The sequence below is a fragment of the Mycobacterium gordonae genome, assembly GCF_002101675.1.
Taxonomy (GTDB): Bacteria; Actinomycetota; Actinomycetes; order Mycobacteriales; family Mycobacteriaceae; genus Mycobacterium; species Mycobacterium gordonae.
On record NZ_LQOY01000095.1, the window covers coordinates 55,243 to 73,293 of the forward strand.

Annotated in this window: 17 protein-coding genes; 3 read left to right on the forward strand and 14 right to left on the reverse strand. The window is 65.5% G+C overall.

Annotated elements, in window-relative coordinates:
* Positions 1-3: 3 nt before the first annotated feature.
* Positions 4-1,890, forward strand: coding sequence for a serine/threonine-protein kinase (locus tag AWC08_RS39075; protein ID WP_069433512.1), 1,887 nt, complete (start codon positions 4-6; stop codon positions 1,888-1,890).
* Here the strand turns inward: AWC08_RS39075 and AWC08_RS16125 are convergent.
* The 3 genes from AWC08_RS16125 to AWC08_RS16135 all read right to left on the reverse strand — a co-directional run bounded on the left by AWC08_RS16125 (position 1,887) and on the right by AWC08_RS16135 (position 6,320).
* A complete protein-coding gene (locus tag AWC08_RS16125; protein WP_069433513.1) occupies positions 1,887-2,870 on the reverse strand; it encodes an LLM class F420-dependent oxidoreductase in 984 nt (327 codons plus the stop codon). The two genes, AWC08_RS39075 and AWC08_RS16125, sit on opposite strands and share 4 nt — an antisense overlap.
* An 89-nt stretch (positions 2,871-2,959) precedes the next feature.
* A complete protein-coding gene (locus tag AWC08_RS16130; protein WP_069433514.1) occupies positions 2,960-5,104 on the reverse strand; it encodes a 3-hydroxyacyl-CoA dehydrogenase NAD-binding domain-containing protein in 2,145 nt (714 codons plus the stop codon).
* Between the two features lie 4 nt (positions 5,105-5,108).
* Positions 5,109-6,320, reverse strand: coding sequence for an acetyl-CoA C-acetyltransferase (locus tag AWC08_RS16135; RefSeq protein ID WP_065134641.1), 1,212 nt, complete (start codon positions 6,318-6,320; stop codon positions 5,109-5,111).
* Positions 6,321-6,543: 223 nt separating this feature from the next.
* On the opposite strand from AWC08_RS16135, the gene AWC08_RS16140 reads away from it, so the two are divergent.
* The gene (locus tag AWC08_RS16140; RefSeq protein ID WP_069433515.1) at positions 6,544-7,716 is read left to right on the forward strand and encodes a pyridoxal phosphate-dependent aminotransferase; all 1,173 of its coding nucleotides are present in this window, start codon (positions 6,544-6,546) and stop codon (positions 7,714-7,716) included.
* Here AWC08_RS16140 and AWC08_RS16145 read toward each other — a convergent pair.
* The 4 genes from AWC08_RS16145 to AWC08_RS16160 are packed head-to-tail and all read right to left on the reverse strand — an operon-like array spanning position 7,713 to position 10,336.
* Positions 7,713-8,147, reverse strand: coding sequence for an SRPBCC family protein (locus AWC08_RS16145; protein ID WP_065137348.1), 435 nt, complete (start codon positions 8,145-8,147; stop codon positions 7,713-7,715). The genes AWC08_RS16140 and AWC08_RS16145 overlap by 4 nt on opposite strands.
* Before the next feature lie 38 nt (positions 8,148-8,185).
* Entirely contained in the window at positions 8,186-8,641 is a 456-nt protein-coding gene (locus tag AWC08_RS16150; RefSeq protein WP_082986782.1) for an SRPBCC family protein, read from the reverse strand.
* Positions 8,642-8,698: 57 nt separating this feature from the next.
* Positions 8,699-9,886 carry a CaiB/BaiF CoA transferase family protein gene (locus AWC08_RS16155; protein WP_142283620.1) on the reverse strand — a complete coding sequence of 396 codons (1,188 nt, stop codon included), beginning with the start codon at positions 9,884-9,886 and terminating at the stop codon, positions 8,699-8,701.
* A gap of 6 nt (positions 9,887-9,892) precedes the next feature.
* Positions 9,893-10,336 carry an SRPBCC family protein gene (locus AWC08_RS16160; protein ID WP_065137346.1) on the reverse strand — a complete coding sequence of 148 codons (444 nt, stop codon included), beginning with the start codon at positions 10,334-10,336 and terminating at the stop codon, positions 9,893-9,895.
* Positions 10,337-10,402: 66 nt separating this feature from the next.
* Between AWC08_RS16160 and AWC08_RS16165 the strand changes: the two genes are divergently transcribed.
* Positions 10,403-12,070 (forward strand): alpha-keto acid decarboxylase family protein, encoded by a 1,668-nt coding sequence (locus AWC08_RS16165; RefSeq protein ID WP_065137345.1) that lies wholly within the window; start codon positions 10,403-10,405, stop codon positions 12,068-12,070.
* A gap of 75 nt (positions 12,071-12,145) precedes the next feature.
* Here AWC08_RS16165 and AWC08_RS16170 read toward each other — a convergent pair whose 3' ends face one another.
* From AWC08_RS16170 to AWC08_RS16200, 7 genes are all read right to left on the reverse strand, one after another.
* Positions 12,146-12,355, reverse strand: coding sequence for a (2Fe-2S)-binding protein (locus tag AWC08_RS16170; protein WP_065137344.1), 210 nt, complete (start codon positions 12,353-12,355; stop codon positions 12,146-12,148).
* Positions 12,356-12,367: 12 nt separating this feature from the next.
* Positions 12,368-12,997 (reverse strand): fatty-acid--CoA ligase, encoded by a 630-nt coding sequence (locus tag AWC08_RS16175; RefSeq protein ID WP_065137343.1) that lies wholly within the window; start codon positions 12,995-12,997, stop codon positions 12,368-12,370.
* A gap of 8 nt (positions 12,998-13,005) precedes the next feature.
* Positions 13,006-13,536 carry a twin-arginine translocation pathway signal gene (locus AWC08_RS16180; RefSeq protein WP_069433521.1) on the reverse strand — a complete coding sequence of 177 codons (531 nt, stop codon included), beginning with the start codon at positions 13,534-13,536 and terminating at the stop codon, positions 13,006-13,008.
* An 89-nt stretch (positions 13,537-13,625) separates the two neighbouring features.
* The gene (locus AWC08_RS16185; RefSeq protein WP_142283622.1) at positions 13,626-14,486 is read right to left on the reverse strand and encodes a hypothetical protein; all 861 of its coding nucleotides are present in this window, start codon (positions 14,484-14,486) and stop codon (positions 13,626-13,628) included.
* A gap of 293 nt (positions 14,487-14,779) precedes the next feature.
* On the reverse strand, positions 14,780-16,237 hold the full coding sequence (locus AWC08_RS16190; RefSeq protein ID WP_269456600.1) for a FadD3 family acyl-CoA ligase: 1,458 nt from the start codon (positions 16,235-16,237) through the stop codon (positions 14,780-14,782).
* Positions 16,234-17,424 (reverse strand): amidohydrolase family protein, encoded by a 1,191-nt coding sequence (locus tag AWC08_RS16195; protein WP_069433516.1) that lies wholly within the window; start codon positions 17,422-17,424, stop codon positions 16,234-16,236. The genes AWC08_RS16190 and AWC08_RS16195 overlap by 4 nt, the downstream gene beginning before the upstream one ends.
* A gap of 175 nt (positions 17,425-17,599) precedes the next feature.
* The gene (locus tag AWC08_RS16200; RefSeq protein WP_065134905.1) at positions 17,600-18,022 is read right to left on the reverse strand and encodes a lipoprotein LpqH; all 423 of its coding nucleotides are present in this window, start codon (positions 18,020-18,022) and stop codon (positions 17,600-17,602) included.
* Positions 18,023-18,051 lie beyond the last annotated feature (29 nt).

An 18,051-nucleotide genomic window follows, 5' to 3' on the forward strand; every position in this document is an offset into this window, starting at 1 on the left:
ACCGTGTCACTGCATGTCGGCCAAGCGTTCGCCGGATACACGATCCAGCGTGTGCTGGGCGCCGGCGGCATGGGCACGGTGTATCTAGCGACGCATCCGCGGTTGCCGCGCCAGGATGCGCTCAAGGTGCTGCCCGCCGAGTTCACCGATGACGCCGAGTACCGGGCGCGGTTCACCCGCGAGGCAGAGCTGGCCGCGGGCTTGTCTCATCCGCACATCGTCGGAGTTCAGGACCGGGGCGAATTCGACGGTCAATTCTGGATTTCCATGGATTACGTGGCCGGCACGGATGTGTCCCGGTCCCTGAAAGAGCAGTACCCGTCAGGCATGCCCGTCGAAGAGGTGCTGACCATCGTCGACGCGGTCGCAACCGCACTGGATTATGCGCACGACCGCGGGTTGCTGCACCGCGACGTCAAGCCGGCGAACATTCTGCTGGCTGATCCCGACGGGCAGGACCGCCGCATCTATTTGGCCGATTTCGGCGTCGCGCGACGCATCGACGATTCGGCCGGGCTGACCGAAACCAACGTGGCGGTCGGCACCGTGGCCTATGCCGCGCCGGAGCAACTCAAGGGCGAACTGGTCGACGGGCGTGCCGACCAGTATGCCCTGGCGTGCACAGCTTTTCATCTACTGACCGGCGCGCCGCCGTATCCGGACGATAATCCCGCCGTCGTCATAACCCACCATCTGTACGCTCCACCCCCGTCGCTGAGCGCTTGCAAGCCCGACCTGCGCGGCCTCGATCCGGTGTTGATGCGCGCCATGGCGAAGGAACCATCCGGCCGGTTCGCCACCTGCACTGAGTTTGCCTCCGCGCTGCGCAGGCACTTCGAGAGCGGCCCCGAGATCACCGGGGCGGACCAGTTCGTCACCGCGCCCTTTGTCCGGCCGCCCCGCAAGCGATCAGGTGCTCTGATCGCCGCACTGGTCGGGGTCGTATTGCTGGTCGGCGGCGGGATCTTCGCGGGATACAAGCTTATGCACAGACCGGCTGCGGTCGCCGCCAAGCAAACCACTACTGCCACAACGTCATCTGCGCCGGGGAGCACAACGACCACGACCTCGGACGTGCCGCTGACCGCGGGACCGTTGAATGGGACTTACCGAGCGGATTTCGGCGCCGCCACCGGACTCGACGGCGACGGGACCGGCGGGGGACCCTTCTCCACCACCTACGGGATCCGCTCGGTATGTGGCGGCACGTGCGTCGCGACGGCCACGAGACTGGGCCGAGGCAGCGATATAGCCAAGACAATGGTGTTCGACGAAGTCGACGGCCGCTGGCTGGCCGTGGCGACCCTGAACGACGATTGCCTTAAATCGCCCTCCGAATTCTGGCTGGCGTTCACGGTGCAACTGGATCCAGATGGCACTCTCAACGGCGAGATGACCCGCACCAGCGCCACCAATTGTCGCGACAAGAGACCGGTAATCTTCACTCGCACCGGTGATGTCGACATGGACGCCGTTGCCGACCCAGCCACCATGCCGCCGCGGGTGGTGTCGCCGGCGGAGGCGCTGCACGGCCACTACCAACTACTGCGGACCTACCCCACGTCGTCTATTCCGACGCAACCCGCTGAGACCGCCGTCACCACGACCTGCCTGCGCACCGGCGACCGCTGCATGAGCTATTTTTACGGGAAAGCGGGCGACAACCCCCTGGTATTCCAGAACGGCATCTGGGCGCTGACAGCGGACGCCGATTACCCGTGTCCGGCCGGCGGCACACTGCATTTCAACGCCATCGCCGAGTTTCCCCTGCCGCAACCGCCGGAAAACCCCATTCAGCGGCTCAGTGGGCACGGGCACCAGCAGCAGACCGGCGCGTGCGCCGCCGTCGACACGCCTTTCGACCAAACCTTCACCCGCACCGGCGATTAGCTCAGAGCGGGAATCACTTCCCGCTCGAACAACTCGATCCCGGAACGGTCATAGGCGGCCTCGGGGAAATAGCAGATCGCGTATTCGCAGCCAAGATCGCGAACCTTGGTGAGCCGCTCGATCACCTGTTCTGTGGTACCCATCGCCGAATCCGGCATGCCCCCGACCATCGAATCCGCCACCGCGTCAGGCACATAGCCCGCCAATCGGCCGCGCACCCGCTGCTTGCGGTCATCGACCTCGGCTTCCGAGGCGCCGACCACGGCGGTGAAGTTGGCCGATCGCACGATCGCGTCGTAATCGGTACCCAGCTTGCGGCAGTGCTCGGCCAGCACCTGCGACTTGTGGGCGAATGCTTCCGGTTCCGGCGTGAAGTTGGTGTACTGCGCATAGGCGGCGGCGATACGCAACGTCACCTTCTCACCCCCGCCGGCAATCCACAGCGGAAGACCATTGGGTTGCAACGGTTTCGGTGCAACAATCGCGCCGTCCACCTGGTAGTGCCTGCCGTCGAAGCTGACTCTGCCGTCACGCCAGGCGTCACGCATTATCCGCACGCCCTCGTCCAACCGTGCCAGCCGCACCCCGGCCGACGGGAATCCGTAACCGTAAGCACGCCATTCGTGTTCGTACCAGCCGCCGCCGATGCCCATCTGGACGCGGCCGCCGGAGATGATGTCGGCGGTAGCCGCCACCTTGGCCAGATATACCGGGTTGCGGTAACTCATCGCGGTGCACATCTGGCCCAACTTGATCCGCGACGTGACGGCGGCGTAAGCCGACATCAACGACCACGCCTCATGCGTGGCTTCGTCACTGGGCAACGGCACGGTGTGGAAGTGGTCGTAGACCCACAACGAATCCCAGGCGCCGCCGTCGGCGTAGGTCGCCAGATCGCGCATCACCGCCCAGTGCCGCTCGGGTTCGATGCCGACGAGATCCATCCGCCAGCCCTGCGGGATGAAGAGACCGAAGCGCATAGCGGTGACTCTAGTAACCCCGCGCGAAGAGACGCAAAAGCCCCCGAAAACACAAGTTTTCGGGGGCTTTTGCGACTGCTCGGCAGAACTTAGGTGAGCGAGTCCGGCGGCAGGAAGCGGTCGCCGTACTTCTCGGCCAGCTCACGGGCGCGGGCCACGAAGGCCTCCTTGCCCCGGCCGAGCGGGCCCTCGTAACCGACGATGTACTGCGCGCTGCCACCGGTCCACGGCGGGAACCCGATGCCCATGATCGAGCCGATATTCGCGTCGGCGGTGGTCATCAGCACGTTCTCGTCAAGACACTTCTGGGTTTCCAGCGCCTCGGCGAACAGCATCCGGTCAATCATGTCCTGCAGCGGCGGCTGCGAGGTACCCGACTGGAACGTGTCCCGCAGGCCCGGCCACAACCCGGAACGCTTGCCCTCGGGGTACTCGTAGAAGCCGGCACCCTTCAGACGCCCGGACCGGCCGAGCTCAATCATCTTCTCCACCACGGCTTCTGCCGGGTGCGGCTCATACTTGCCGCCGGCGTCCTCGACACCCTTGCGGGTGGCGAGAGCGATCTTGTGCATCAGCTCCAGGTTGAGCTCGTCGGACAACTGCAGCGGCGGCGCCGGGTAGCCGGCCTGCGAACCGGCCTGCTCGATGCTGGCCGGCTCGACACCCTCACCCAGCATGGCCAGCGCCTCGTTGACGAAGGTGCCGATGACCCGGGAGGTGAAGAAGCCGCGGCTGTCGTTGACCACGATCGGGGTCTTGCCGATGGCCAGCGTGTAGTCGAACACCCGGGCCAGCGCCTCGTCAGAAGTCTTCTCGCCCTTGATGATCTCCACCAGCGGCATCTTGTCGACCGGCGAGAAGAAGTGGATCCCGATGAAGTCCTCCTGCCGCTTGACGCCGGTCGCCAGACCGGTGATCGGCAGCGTCGAGGTGTTGGAACCCAGCAGTGCGTTGGGCTCGACGATGTCCTCGATCTCCTGGAACACCTTGTGCTTGAGGTCTTGGCTCTCGAACACCGCCTCGATCACGAAGTCGACGCCCTTGAAGTCCGCCGGGTCGGCGGTCGGCGTGATGCGCGCCAGCAGGGCGTCGCTCTTCTCCTGCGTGGTGCGGCCCCGCTCCAGCGCCTTGGCTTCCAGCTTCTGGGAGTAGCCCTTGCCCTTTTCCGCGGCTTCGATGCTGACGTCCTTGAGCACTACGTCATAACCGGCCTTGGCCGAGACGTAGGCGATGCCGGCGCCCATCATGCCGGCCCCGAGCACACCGATCTTGTTGATCTTGACCGGCTCGATGCCGTCCGGACGTGACTTGCCGGCATTGATGGCCTGCAGGTCGAAGAAGAACGCCTGGATCATGTTCTTCGAGACCTGGCCGGTGACCAACGTGGTGAAGTACCGGCTTTCGATGCGGCTCGCGGTGTCGAAGTCCACCTGTGCGCCCTCGACCGCGGCCGACAGGATCGCCTTCGGCGCGGGCATCGGCGCACCCTTGATCTGCTTGCGCAGCAACGCCGGGAACGACGGCAGGATCGACGCCAGCGACGGCGACGACGGAGTGCCGCCGGGCATCTTGTAACCCTTCTTGTCCCACGGCTGCTCATGGCTGTCCGGGTTGGCTTTGATCCATGCCTTAGCGGCCGGCACCAGTTCCTCGACCGTCGGCAACAACTCGTCGATCAGGCCGAGTTCCTTGGCCTTGGCCGGCTTGAACCGGGTGCCCTGCGACAGGATGTTCACGAAGGCGTTCTGGATACCGAACATCCGCACGGTGCGGGTCACACCGCCGGCACCCGGCAGCAGACCCAGCGTTGCCTCGGGGAATCCGAACTGAGATCCCTTGACATCGGCCGCGATTCGATGGTGGCACGCCAGTGCGATTTCCAGGCCACCGCCCAGCGCCGCACCGTTCAGCGCCGCCACCACTGGCTTACCCAGGGTCTCGAGCGTGCGCAGCTGCTTCTTGACGTTCTCGACCAGGTCAAATGCCTCACCGGCGTTCTCCGGCCCGATCTGGATCATGCCTTTGACGTCGCCGCCGGCGAAGAAGGTCTTCTTGCCACTGGTGATCACCACTCCGGTGATCGAATCCTTCTCGGCGACAAGACGATCCACGGCCTTGCCCATCGACTCGATGTAGGCCTCGTTCATCACGTTGGCCGACCCTGACGGGTCGTCCAGCGTCAGCGTGACGATTCCGTCGTCGTCCTTATCCCACTGAATGGTGTTGTCTGCCATGAACTCAAACCCTCTCGATGATTGTCGCGACACCCATGCCGCCGCCGATACACAGCGTCACCAACGCGCGCCGGGCGTTACGCCGCTCCAGCTCGTCGACCATGGTGCCAAGAATCATTGCGCCGGTGGCACCCAGCGGGTGGCCCATGGCGATGGCGCCGCCGTTGACGTTGAGCTTCTCGTCCGGGATGTTCAGGTCCTTCTGGAACTTCAGCACCACCGACGCGAAGGCCTCATTGAGCTCGAACAGGTCGATGTCGTCGACGGTCAGGCCGGCGCGGTCGAGCACCTTGAGGGTGGCCGGGGTCGGGCCGGTGAGCATGATGACCGGGTCGGCGCCGCTGGTCGCGGTGGCGACGATGCGGGCGCGCGGGGTCGCGTTGATGGCCGCCCCTGCCTTCTCGTTGCCGATCATGACGAGCGAGGCGCCGTCGACGATGCCGGAGCTGTTGCCACCGGTGTGGACGTGGTTGATCTTCTCGACGTAGTGGTACTTCTGCAGCGCCACGTCGTCGAAGCCACCCATGGCCGCGAGGGCCTCGAAGGCCGGCTTCAGCTTGCCCAGGCCTTCCTTGGTGGTGTCGGGCCGCATGTGCTCGTCGTGATCGAGGATCAGCAGGCCGTTCTGGTCGCGGACCGGCACCACGGACTTGGCGAAGTAGCCGCCCGACCATGCCTCGGCGGCCTTCTCCTGGCTGCGCAGCGCGTAGTTGTCGACGTCGTCGCGGGAGAAGCCCTCGATGGTGGCGATCAGGTCGGCGCCGATGCCCTGCGGAACGAACATCACGTCGTAGTTGGTGGCCGGGTCCAGGCCCATGGCGCCGCCGTCGGATCCCATCGGCACGCGGCTCATCGACTCCACACCGCCGGCCAGCACCAGGTCGTCCCAACCCGAGCGCACCTTCTGAGCGGCGGTGTTGACGGCCTCGAGGCCCGATGCGCAGAACCGGTTGAGCTGAACGCCGCCCGAGGTGACGGGCATGCCCGAGGCCAGGACCGCGGCGCGGGCGATGTCACCGCCCTGGTCGCCCACGGGTGAGACGCACCCCAGGATGACGTCGCTGATCAGGTTCTCGTCGAGGTCGGGGTTGCGCCTGCGCAGCTCCTCGATGAGGCCCACGACCAGGCTCAGTGGCTTGACTTCGTTCAGCGCGCCGTTGCGTTGCTTGCCGCGCGGCGTGCGGATGGCCTCATAGATGAAGGCTTCTTCGGACATGTCGGTTTCCTGTTCCAAAAAGGGAGGGTTTGGATCCGTCTTAAAGAGTAGGTCCAGTAGAGGAACACTAACAGGGGCCTCGGCCAACCTGTTGGTTGGGAGGGAGTTCGCTGGTCAGGCGTCCTCCTACCACTCGCGAGTGTGAAGCTGGTCGCACGCTCGGCGTCGGACGTGAAGCTGGTCGCACGCTCGGCGACCGAGAAGCGTCCTAAGCTCGACCACCATGACGGTCACGCGGCTGCAGCCCTACGCGACCACGGTGTTCGCCGAGATGTCGGCACTGGCCGCGCGGATCGGCGCGGTGAACCTGGGCCAGGGCTTTCCCGACGAGGACGGGCCCCCGGAAATGCTCAAGGCCGCACAGGACGCCATCGCCGCGGGCGTCAACCAGTACCCGCCCGGGCTGGGCACTGAACCGCTGCGACAGGCCATCGCCGCTCAGCGCCGCAGACATTTCGGCATCGACTACGACCCTGACACCGAGGTGCTGGTCACGGTCGGCGCCACCGAGGCCATCGCGGGCGCGGTGCTGGGCCTGGTAGAGCCCGGCTCGGAGGTGCTGCTGGTCGAGCCGTTCTACGACTCCTACTCACCCGTGGTGGCGATGGCCGGCGCACACCGGGTCGCCGTGCCCCTGGTTGCCCAGGGTCGCGGTTTCGCCCTCGACACCGACGCGCTGCGACGCGCGGTCACCCCCCGGACCAGAGCCCTGATCGTCAACTCACCCCACAACCCCACCGGCGCGGTCCTGAACCACCGGGAGCTGCAGGCCATCGCCGAGCTCGCGGTGACCGCCGACCTGCTGGTCATCACCGACGAGGTCTACGAGCACCTGGCGTATGACGATCGCACCCACATCCCGCTCGCCGGGTTCGACGGCATGGCGCAACGCACCGTCACCATCTCCAGCGCGGCGAAGATGTTCAACTGCACCGGCTGGAAGATCGGCTGGGCATGCGGCCCCGCGCACCTGATCGCGGGTGTGCGCGCGGCCAAGCAATACCTCAGCTACGTAGGCGGGGCGCCGTTTCAGCCGGCGGTGGCTCTGGCGCTCGAGACCCAGGACCACTGGGTGGCGACCCTGCGCCGTTCGCTGCAGGCCCGGCGAGACCGGCTGGCCGCGGGGCTGGCCGATATCGGCTTCGGCGTCCACGACAGCTACGGCACCTACTTCCTGTGCGCCGACCCGCGTCCGCTGGGCTACGACGACAGCGCGGCGTTCTGCGCGGCGCTACCGGAGAAGGTCGGCGTGGCCGCCATCCCGATGTCGGCCTTCTGCGACCCGGCCGCCAGGCATGCCGAGGTGTGGAATCACTTGGTGCGCTTCACGTTCTGCAAACGAGAGGACACCCTCGACGAGGCGATCAGCCGGCTCGCGGCGTTGCGTGCAGGCTAGCTGCCCATCACCCGGCGTCGCAGTCCCTCGGTCGCCGCGTCGAGAATCTTCTTGCGGGCCCGGTTGACCAGGAATTCAGGCAACGGCGCCGAGGGTTCGACGGTGATGGTGAATCGCACCCTCGTCTTGTCGTCGCCCTCGCGGCTCAAGTTGTATTCACCGTGCTGACCATGTTGCTGTTTGGTCTTCTTGGCGTCCCACACCACCCAGTCAGGGCCCCAGTGGTATTCGAGCAATTCGCGGTCCTGGATGCCGACCACCTTGATGGCGACCTTCACATAGCGCGGGCGGCCGTCGGGCCAGGTTTCAACCACCTCGGCCCGCTTGTGCACGGACGACCATGACGGCACCGCCTGCATGTCGGCAAGCGCGTCGATGATGACGTCCGGTGGGGCGTCGATAACGACTTCACTCGATGCTTGGATGGCCATTGTCGTTCAAACTAGCAATCATTGACCGGCTGCAAACGTCACTTCTCGTCCGGATCAGAATTGTCGCCCATGACGCGCTGCTGCAAGCCTTTGGCCGCGGCGTCGAGAATCTGCTCACTCGCCCGCCGGACGATGAACCCCGGGATCGGGCCCGACGGTTCGACGGTGACGTCGAACCGCACCCGTGTCTTGTCCAGACCCTCAGGCGTGAGGTTGTATTCGACGTGTTGACCGTGCTGCTGGAACGTCTTGTCCGCATCCCAACACACCCAGTCCGGACCCCAGTGGTATTCGAGAATCTCTTTGTCCACCAGGCCCAGAATCTTGACAGTCGCCCGCACGTGGTGTGGTCGGCCGTCGGGGTAATAGTCGATCACTTCAACGCTTTTATGCAGGGGTGACCAAGACGTCAGAATGCTGACGTCTGCCAGCGCCTCCATGACCACATCCTGGGGCGCATCAATGATGAATTCTCGCGATGCTTTTACGGCCACCGAGTTCAAGCTAGCAACGCTGTCGACAGCCCGGATGCGGTTCACGCAAATACCTTGTTACCAGCCTATTTCCGCGAGCGCCGTGGTCCGCGCCGGAGGCGGACCCACCGGTGGCGCCGGTGTGCGGGAGAACCGCGGCGCCGGCGCGGCCTGCTCGGCGCCGTGCGCGGTGATGATGGTCGACCTTCCGGTCAGGTGGGCGTCGCGGGCGGCGTCGGCCCAGGTGAGCACCGGCGTGACGCAGGCGTCGGTACCGGCGAACACCTCGGTCCACTCGTCGCGGGTGCGGCTGGCGAACTTCTGCGTGAACAACTCACGCATCCGTGGGAAGGAGGCGGCATCGAGCTGGGCGGGTACCTCGTCGGCCGACAGACCGAGCCCGGCCAGCAGCGCCGCGAAGAACTGCGGCTCGATGGCGCCGACGGCCATGTACTTGCCGTCGGAGGTCTCATAACAACCGTAGAACGGCGCGCCGCCGTCGAGCAGGAACGATTCGCGCTCGTCGCGCAGCGCGCCGGTCGACTTCATCGTCCACATCATCTGGGCGAGCACGCTGACCCCGTCGACCATCGCCGCATCGATCACCTGACCCAGGCCCGAGCGCTCGCGCTCGTACAGCGCCGCCACGATGCCCAGCAGCACCAGCATCGAACCGCCACCGAAGTCGGCGACCAGGTTCAGCGGCGGCATCGGCGGCCGGTCGCGGTAACCCAGCGCCGACATCGCCCCGGTCTGGGACAGGTAATTGATGTCGTGACCCGCCGTCGACGCCAGCGGCCCGTCCTGGCCCCACCCGGTAATCCGGGCGTAGATCATGCGCGGGTTGACGGCCGCGCACGCCTCGGGACCAATACCGAGGCGCTCGCAGGTACCCGGCCGGAAGCAGTCCAGCAGCACGTCGGCCCGGGCCGCCAAGTCGAGCAGCACGCCGGGCTGTGTCTTGACGTCGAGGTCGACGATGCGCTTGCCCCGGTGCAGCAGGTCTCGGTCTTCGGCGGGCATCTGCAGACCCACCCTTCTGTGGTGACCCGCTTCACCCGGCTTCTGGCTGTTGCGGCGCCCCGCTTCGCCCGGCTGCGCCGGGCTCGCGACCGCCGCGGCCGCACTTGGGATCGCTACGCCGGGCCGGCGCACCCTGACGACGTCGGCGCCCAGATCGGCGAGCACCATGCCGGCGTGCGGCCCGGGGCCGATGCCGCCGAGTTCGATGACCTTGACCCCGGCCAATGGCCCCCCGCCATCCACTGCCGGCTACTTCCCCTTCTTCACCTTCAGCACGCGCTCGCGCAGATCCTTCGTCGCGGAGTCGATCGTTCCCTTGACGGCCCGCTTGAGCACGAAGCCCGGCAGCGGCACATTCGGGTCGGCGAGGAGGTCGAACTTGACCAGGGTGGAGTCGCCCTTGGGAACGAGCACATATTTGCCGTCCTGGGCCTTCTGCTGGGCTGAGCTCACCAGCTCCCAGCTCACCTGGTTGTCGCCCCAGGTGTAAGCCACCACTTGTTCGTCGGTGATCCCGGCGACTTTGACTTTCATCTTGACCTTGCTGGGCCGCCCGTCGGCGCCCGTCTCGAGTACTTCAGCGCTCTGGTGCGGCTCCGACCACTCGGGCATCGCCTCAAAATCGGCGATGACATCCAGGATCTCCTCGGGACTGGCTTCGATGACGATCTCGCGGGATTCTTTGATTGCCATGGCCCGCACGATATCGCGGGCAGCGCCCCGCGGGAATAGGGTTTTTCTAGGCGTACCGTCGTCTCCGTGACTGATCCCGCTTACACCGTCGGTGATTATCTTCTCGACCGCCTTGCCGAACTGGGCATTTCGGAGGTCTTCGGCGTTCCGGGCGACTACAACTTGGCCTTCCTCGATCACATCGTGGCCCACCCCAAGCTGCGCTGGGTGGGCAACGCCAACGAGCTCAACGCCGGCTACGCCGCTGACGGCTATGGGCGGCTTCGCGGAATGTCGGCTGTGGTAACGACTTTCGGTGTGGGGGAGCTATCGCTCGCCAATGCCATCGCGGGTAGCTACGCCGAACACGTGCCCGTCGTGCACATCGTCGGCGGGCCGTCGAAAGACGCGCAGGCCACGCGCCGCGCCCTGCACCACTCGCTGGGCGACGGTGACTTCGAGCATTTTTTTCGGATCAGCCGCGAAATCACGTGCGCGCAAACCAATCTGATGCCGGCGACGGCCTGCCGGGAGATCGACCGGGTGTTGTGCGAGGTCCGAGAACAAAAGCGTCCCGGCTACATCCTGATGTCCACCGATGTGGCGCGCTTCCCCACCGAACCCCCGGCCAACCCGCTGCCGAGCAACTGCGCGGGCACCAGCCCCCGCGCGCTGGCCATGTTCACCGAAGCCGCCGCCAAGCTGATCGCAGACCACCAGCTGACCGTGCTCGCTGACCTGTTGGTGCACCGCCTGCGAGCGGTCGACGAGCTCCAATCTCTGCTCGACGCAGACGTGGTGCCGCATGCCACGCTGATGTGGGGTAAGAGCCTGCTCGACGAGAGCTCCCCCAACTTCATGGGCATCTACGCGGGAACGGCCAGCACCGAGCGCGTCCGCACGGCCATCGAGCAGGCGCCCGTGCTGGTGACCGCGGGTGTGGTGTTCACCGACATGGTCAGCGGCTTCTTCAGCCAGCGGATCGACCCGTCGCGCACCATCGACATCGGCCAATACCAGAGCAACGTGGCCGACGAGGTGTTCGCGCCACTGGAGATGAGTGCCGCGCTCAGCGCGTTGACGGCGATCCTCACCGAACGCGGAGTCAAGTCGCCGCCCGTCCCGGCACCGGCTGCCCCGCCACCGGTGCCTACGCCCCCGCGCGACGAGCCGCTCACCCAATCGATGGTGTGGGACCGGCTGTGCGCGGCATTGACTCCCGGGAACGTAGTGCTGGCAGATCAAGGTACGTCGTTCTATGGAATGGCCGACCACGTACTCCCGCAGGGAGTCACCTTTATCGGCCAACCGCTCTGGGGCTCAATCGGTTACACGTTGCCCGCGGCCTTCGGCGCGGCGGTGGCACATCCCGAGCGCAGGACGGTGCTGCTGATCGGCGACGGGGCGGCGCAGTTGACCGTTCAGGAACTGGGCTCCTTCTCCCGCGAAGGACTCTCGCCCGTCATCGTGGTGGTCAACAACGACGGTTACACCGTCGAACGCGCGATCCACGGGGAGACCGCCCCCTACAACGACATTGTCGGCTGGAATTGGACGCAGGTCCCCGGCACACTCGGGGTGGCCAACCACCTCGTCTTTCGTGCGCAAAGCTACGGCGAACTCGACGACGCACTCACCGCGGCCGCCGAGCACAAGGACCGCATGGTGTTCGTCGAGGTGGTGTTGCCGCGGCTCGAAATCCCGCCGCTGCTAGCGCAATTGGTGGGAAACATGCACCCGCCGGGACGCCGCTGAACCGCGGCGCAGCTCACACATCGGCGGTGCGCCTTCGATCTGCTCGAAGATCTTCGAGACCCGCGGGGCGAGGATTCAGGAGTTCCGCCCCCGGCGATACGGCGGTGCCACGGGTTCGGAGCCCACGCTGCCGGACGTGAGGATGGCCCGGACGGTGCGCCGGCAGCGCCCGCAATCGGCACCCGCTCCGCAGGCGGCGGCCACCTGATTTGTCGTGCCCGCCCCGGCCGCAACGGCGTCCGCGACCATCTGGCTGGTGATGCCGTTACACAGGCAGACGAACATCGAGTGGTCCGCTCACTTCGCCTCGATGCGCATCATGTCGAAATAGCGGCCGACGAACAGTGGCGGGTAGGCACCCACACCCCTGCCGCCGTCCATCCATTGGGCGGTGGCATCGGGGTGATCGATCCACTGACGCGCACTTTCCTCGTCGGGAAACTCCTGCAGAATCAACACCTCGTGGCAATCGTCAAAAGCCTGGAAAACCCACGTCTTTCGGACACCCGCGGCCTTGAATCGGTCCATCGCCCGTCCCACCCGCGCGGTCAGGGTCGACACATCATCGACCGATGCGAACGCCGCCAGGACCACGCCTGGAGCCTTCGGCACGGCGGGCGCGGTGGTGATGAATCGTTCGACAATCTCGCCGGCGAACACCGCCGGTATGTCGTCGACGCCGGCCTCGTCGAACCAGTCGAAGAACACCCGGGAGCGCAGCAGTTCCACGATCGGCTCGCGACTGTGCACTCCGATCATTACCAGCACACGGCCGTAGTCGTGCGTCGACACATACACCAGGACATGGTGGGCGCCGATGTCCGCGAGAGCCGCCCTATTGCGTTCGAGCAGCGGCCACACCCGCGTCGGATCCGGGATCCGGTAGTCCGACGCGATCACCATCGAGTGAATGTCGCCGTCGCTCATCGCACCCCCTACGCCGGATTAAATTGCGAAATGAGCCACTTTCCATCGGCTTTCGTCAACGTGACCAGCACGCTGCTGGATGTCGTCGCGGGCTCCGGTCGGTCGCGGCTCTGCGTGCTCTGGTTGATGAACAGCAGAACCGTGGCCGAGTCGGGGTGGAAGTCCGTGAGCGCGCCGCGCAGCACCACGGCAGTCGTCTTCACCGCCTTCTGCTTGGCGGCCGGGGCCACAATCTGCTGGGTGAATTGGTCGTAATACGACAAGAAGTCACCGGTCAGGTGCGAGCGTGCGCTGGAGAAGTCCCGGTCCAGGGTGTCCGGTGAATACGAGAGGATCGCAATCGTTCCGTCGCTGGCAGCCGTGATCGCGGCCTTCGCGGCGTCGGCGTCGACGGCGCGGTCCGGCCGGTAGGAGAACCAGTACAGACCCCCCAGAACGGAAAGCGAGCCAAGCACTATCAGCGCCAACACGGCCGCACCGATCTTGCCCGACCACTTTCCCGGCTTCTTCGAGAACCGTTTCTTCACCCGTTCGGTCAAGCCGCTGAAGCGCCCGGTCCGCGACTCCTGGGATTCGCCAGCGATGTCCGACTCTTCGACCTCCTCGACGGTCGTCGCTTTCTTGGGACTCACGGGACGAACTCGACTTTCGACATCTTGAGCTGCCCGCCATCTCTGGTCATTGTCACGATCAGCCGATACTTGCGTGGATCCTGTTTGGCACCAGCGGCATTGGTGACTTCCGAGGTGCTGGCCACCAGCACCACCGCTGAGTTGTCGGTCATCGAATCCAGGTCGACCGCGGCAGCCTGAACGGAGCCCTGCGAAACGACCTTCGACTGCTCGACGACATTGGTGAAATCGTCGGCCATCTTCAGGAAGTCGTCCTTGAATGTCCCGGTGGAAACCTCGACGATGCGCTGCACTCCTTCCTTGGCGTGCTCGAAGTCCAATGAGGTCAAGGTCACCACGCCCTGACGTGCCGCTGCGGCGTACTCAGCTACCTGTTGCCGCTCGCTGACCGCGTGCTTGTGCAGCACGGCCATCTCCACGCTGGCGCCCACGGCGACGAGCGATATGACGACGGCGAGCACGGCGGCAACCGATGACAGCTTCGGCCGGCGCGGCCAGCGTCGGCCTGACTCGGAGACCGCGGTTTCTCGCGAATCAACCTCGGCCACCTCCGCAATTGCCTGGGTCCCGGCACTTTCGGAGTCGGCCGCAGCTTCGGCGTCCTCCGGTTCCTCGGCACCCTCGGCGTCTCCCGCGTCTGCCTCGAGGGTGTCTTCGCCGTCCGCGGGTTCGTCGCTGATGTCTTTTTCGACAGGCTTTTTGGCCTCGGCGAGTTGAGCCTCGCGGCGCAGTTTGATCGCGCGGGCGCGAGCGCGGGCAGCGGCGGCAAGGGCTTCAGCTTCGGCGGCCTCGGCCTCGGCCTCATCAGCCAGAGACCGAATCTCCGCGGCAGTGTGGGATGTGTCGCCCTTTTTCACCAGACCTGCTCGTCGCTCAATTGAACTCCCTCTACAGCCTGCCCCTCGGTGACGAATCAGCTTTTTGCCGCCGAAACCCGACGGGTGCCGCCGTTGGCCAAACCCTACTCGGCGCCGGTGATGGCGGCGAGCAATCGGGCGGCCTTCCACCACCTTGCGTCGGTAGCCCGCGGAGAGGCAGATTACCACCTTTCACCGGACAGGCTACCGGTCACGGCGCGATCCCAGCCGGCAAATAACCAACAAGCTGTGGAAATAGCGTTCTCAATTTCAGCATACGAGTGCGCTGGTTCTCATCGCAATAGGTCCTTGACCACCTTGCCGGTCGCATTGAGCGGCAGCGCCTCGAGAAATTCCACTGCCCGCGGCACCTTGAACCCCGCCATGCGGTCTCGGCACCAGTCGATCAATTCCGTTGCGCCGACCGGACTTTTCCTGACGACGAACGCCTTGCCGACCTGCCCGAGCCGCTCGTCGGGCACACCGATGACCGCGGCCTGGGCGACGGCTGGATGGCTGATCAGGAACCCCTCAATCTCGGCCGGGTAGGCGTTAAAGCCACCGACGATGAACATGTCCTTCTTGCGGCCAACGATGCGTAATCGCCCCGCGTCGTCGAAGCTGCCCAGGTCTCCGGTGTGCAGCCAGCCGTCGATGTCGATGGCCTGCGCGGTCGCGACGGGATCGTCCAGGTAACCCTGCATGACGCCATAACCGCGGACCAGCACCTCACCGTCAGCTCCGATGCGCACCTGAACACCGGCACAGGGCAGTCCTGCCGTCGTGGCCACATCCTCGAACGAATCACCGGGTCTCGACAGCGTGACATTGCCGGCCTCCGTCAGGCCGTAGCCGGTCATCAGCGTCTGGAACGGCAGTTCGCAGTGAATGCGACGCACCAATTCCACGGGTATGTCCGCGGCCCCGGTCACCGCGGCGCGCAACGTCGAGAGCCGGCTCTTGTCGACGACCGTCAGCAAGGAGTGGTAGAGCGTCGGCGGGCCAGGCAGCATCGTGACACGCTCGCGCTCAACGAGATCCACCACCGAGTCGACATCGAATACTGCCACCGGCAGCATCGTCGCGCCCCGCAGAAACGATGCGACCAGTCCCGCCTTCAAACCGAAGGTGTGGAAGTACGGGTTGATCTGCAGATAGCGATCGCCTTCGCGCAAGTCAGCCAGGGTCGCCCATTCGTCGTACATCCGCAGTGTCTGGCGATGATTCATCATCGCGCCCTTCGGACGGCCGGTCGTACCCGAGGTGAAGATGATGTCGGAGATATCGCTGCCGCTGACCGGACGTTCGAAAGGCTCAGCGGCGGAAAGGAAGTCAGATTTGAGGTCGATGACGGGGATGCCAGCCAGCGCGCGGTATTCCTGCCCCAGAAACCCTTGCTGAACCAGCACGGCCCTGACCCCACTGCGTGCGATGATGTCACCCGCCTCGTCGGCCTTGAACCGGGTATTGACCGGCACCAGCACGCCGCCGGCGGTCAACAACCCGAAGGCGGCGACGATCCACTCCACCGAGTTGGGCGCCCAGATCGCCACCCGGTCACCCTTGTTGAGACCGAGCGCCGCGAAAGCGCCCGCAGCGCAACGAATCCGTTCGACGATCTCAGTGAAGGTGTAGCGCAACGGGCCGTCCACGACCGCTTCGGCGTCGCCGAACCGGTCGGCCGCGCTCAGGACCATCTCGGGGATAGTCTGCCAGGCCGGTTCGGCCGGTTCGGCCGGTTCGCCCGTCACACCGAGACGAGGCGCCCGAGGTTCCCGCCCATGATCTTCGCCTGTGACTCAACGGGCAAGTGCGACAACGCGTTGATGTAATAGGTCGGCTCGGCCAGCCCCTCCGGATGCGGCCAGTCCGAGCCGTACAGCACCTGGTCCACACCGACGAGCTTGATCAGGTCGTCGATGCCCTCCTCGAAGAAGGGGCTGACGTAGATCCGGTTTTTCACCATCTCGACGGGATCGCTGGGGAAGGCTTCCGGGGCCTTGCGGAAGACTTCGGCCAGGCCGTCGAGCAGTGGGTTCATCCACTTCGAACCGGCCTCGACGATGGCGACCTTCAGCTTCGGGTGACGGTAGAGCGCACCGTGAATCACCCAAGAACCGACCGCGTCCTGGATCGGCCGCCACTCGTTGAGGATCCCCATCGCGTTGGTCTGGAAGGGCAGCATCTCCTGGTCGGCGCCGTCCCACTCGGAGGTGTACCGGGAGTAGCCGCTGTCGCTCGAGTGCATGCCGACCAGCACGTCGTGCTCGACGACCCGCTCCCAGAAGGGATCGAACTCGGGCAGCGCGAACGACCGCGGGCCGCGGAATCCGGGGACCGGAGCCGGGCGGATGAGGATGCAGCGCGCACCGCGCTTGACCACCCACTCCAGCTCTTCGATCGCCTTCTCCACGATCGGCAGGGTGATGACCGGTGTGGTGAAGATGCGGTTCTGATAGTTAAAGCCCCAAACCTCGTCGAGCCACTGATTCAGCGCGTGAATCAGGACGTGGATGGCGACCGGGTCGTCGCGCAGCCGCTCCTCGATCAGGCTGGCCAGCGTGGGGAACATCAGGGTGCGGTCCAGGCCCAGCTCGTTCATCTTCTCCAAGCGCGGGCCAGGCTCGAAGAATGCCGGGATGGCGCGCATGGGTTCGCCGAACAGCTCGCGCTTGCTCTTGCCTTCGGGGTTGCCGTACTTGAAGTACTCCTCCCAGGCACCCGGCCGGGCCACGACCTCGAAGGTCGGGTTGGGAATGTAGTTGCTGATCACGCCGCGCAGCGCGATCTTGGTGCGCCCGTTGATCTGCACGTACTGGACGTAGTCCTTGTACTCCTTGGGCAGGAACTTGGTCAGCGCCTCCGGCGGCTCGTAGAGGTGGTTGTCCGCGTCAAAGAGCGGAAACGGGACGTCCTCCCGATGCGACAGCTGCCCCATGAAATCCTCCTTCGCGTTTTGTGAGAATACTATTCTCTCATCCGGGCGCGCGCAATGACGGGGCCCGCACGCAACGCGCGGCAGTGCGGCCAATGCGCGAGCAGACGCATAAACCCCTGTTTCGGGCCGAAATCAGGGGCTTATGCGTCTGCTCGCCCCAGCCGGCGACGCACGCTCAGCAGGTGGCTTTGATCTTGAAGTCCACCGTCGCCGCTTCCGTCGGCTTGGCGGTGGTGGCCCCGTTGGCGGTACCGCTGATGATGAAATTGCCGCCGTCGAAGCGGGTCTCTGCCGCGCCGCCACCGCCGGGTGCGGCTGTGGTGGTGCCGGTGAACCCGCCGAGGTTGTGAAACCGCACGGAGATCGTGGTCACCGGATGCTGACGCTGGTCGAGGACCGCCGTCGCTCCGGACTCGTCGTTTCCGAGCGCGATCGTCCGGTACCACTCCTGCTGATAGCACCTGACCAGATCGGGCCGCACTTCGGTGCCGTTGATGTTCACCGTCGCGGTACTGGCGAGCTGGCCCTGCGACGGCGCACTACAGGCGCCGAGGATGGCCACCGCGCATACCGCTGGTATCACCGTGCGGTTCTGCATCGGGCACCCCCTTCGGGCAACTTCTAGAC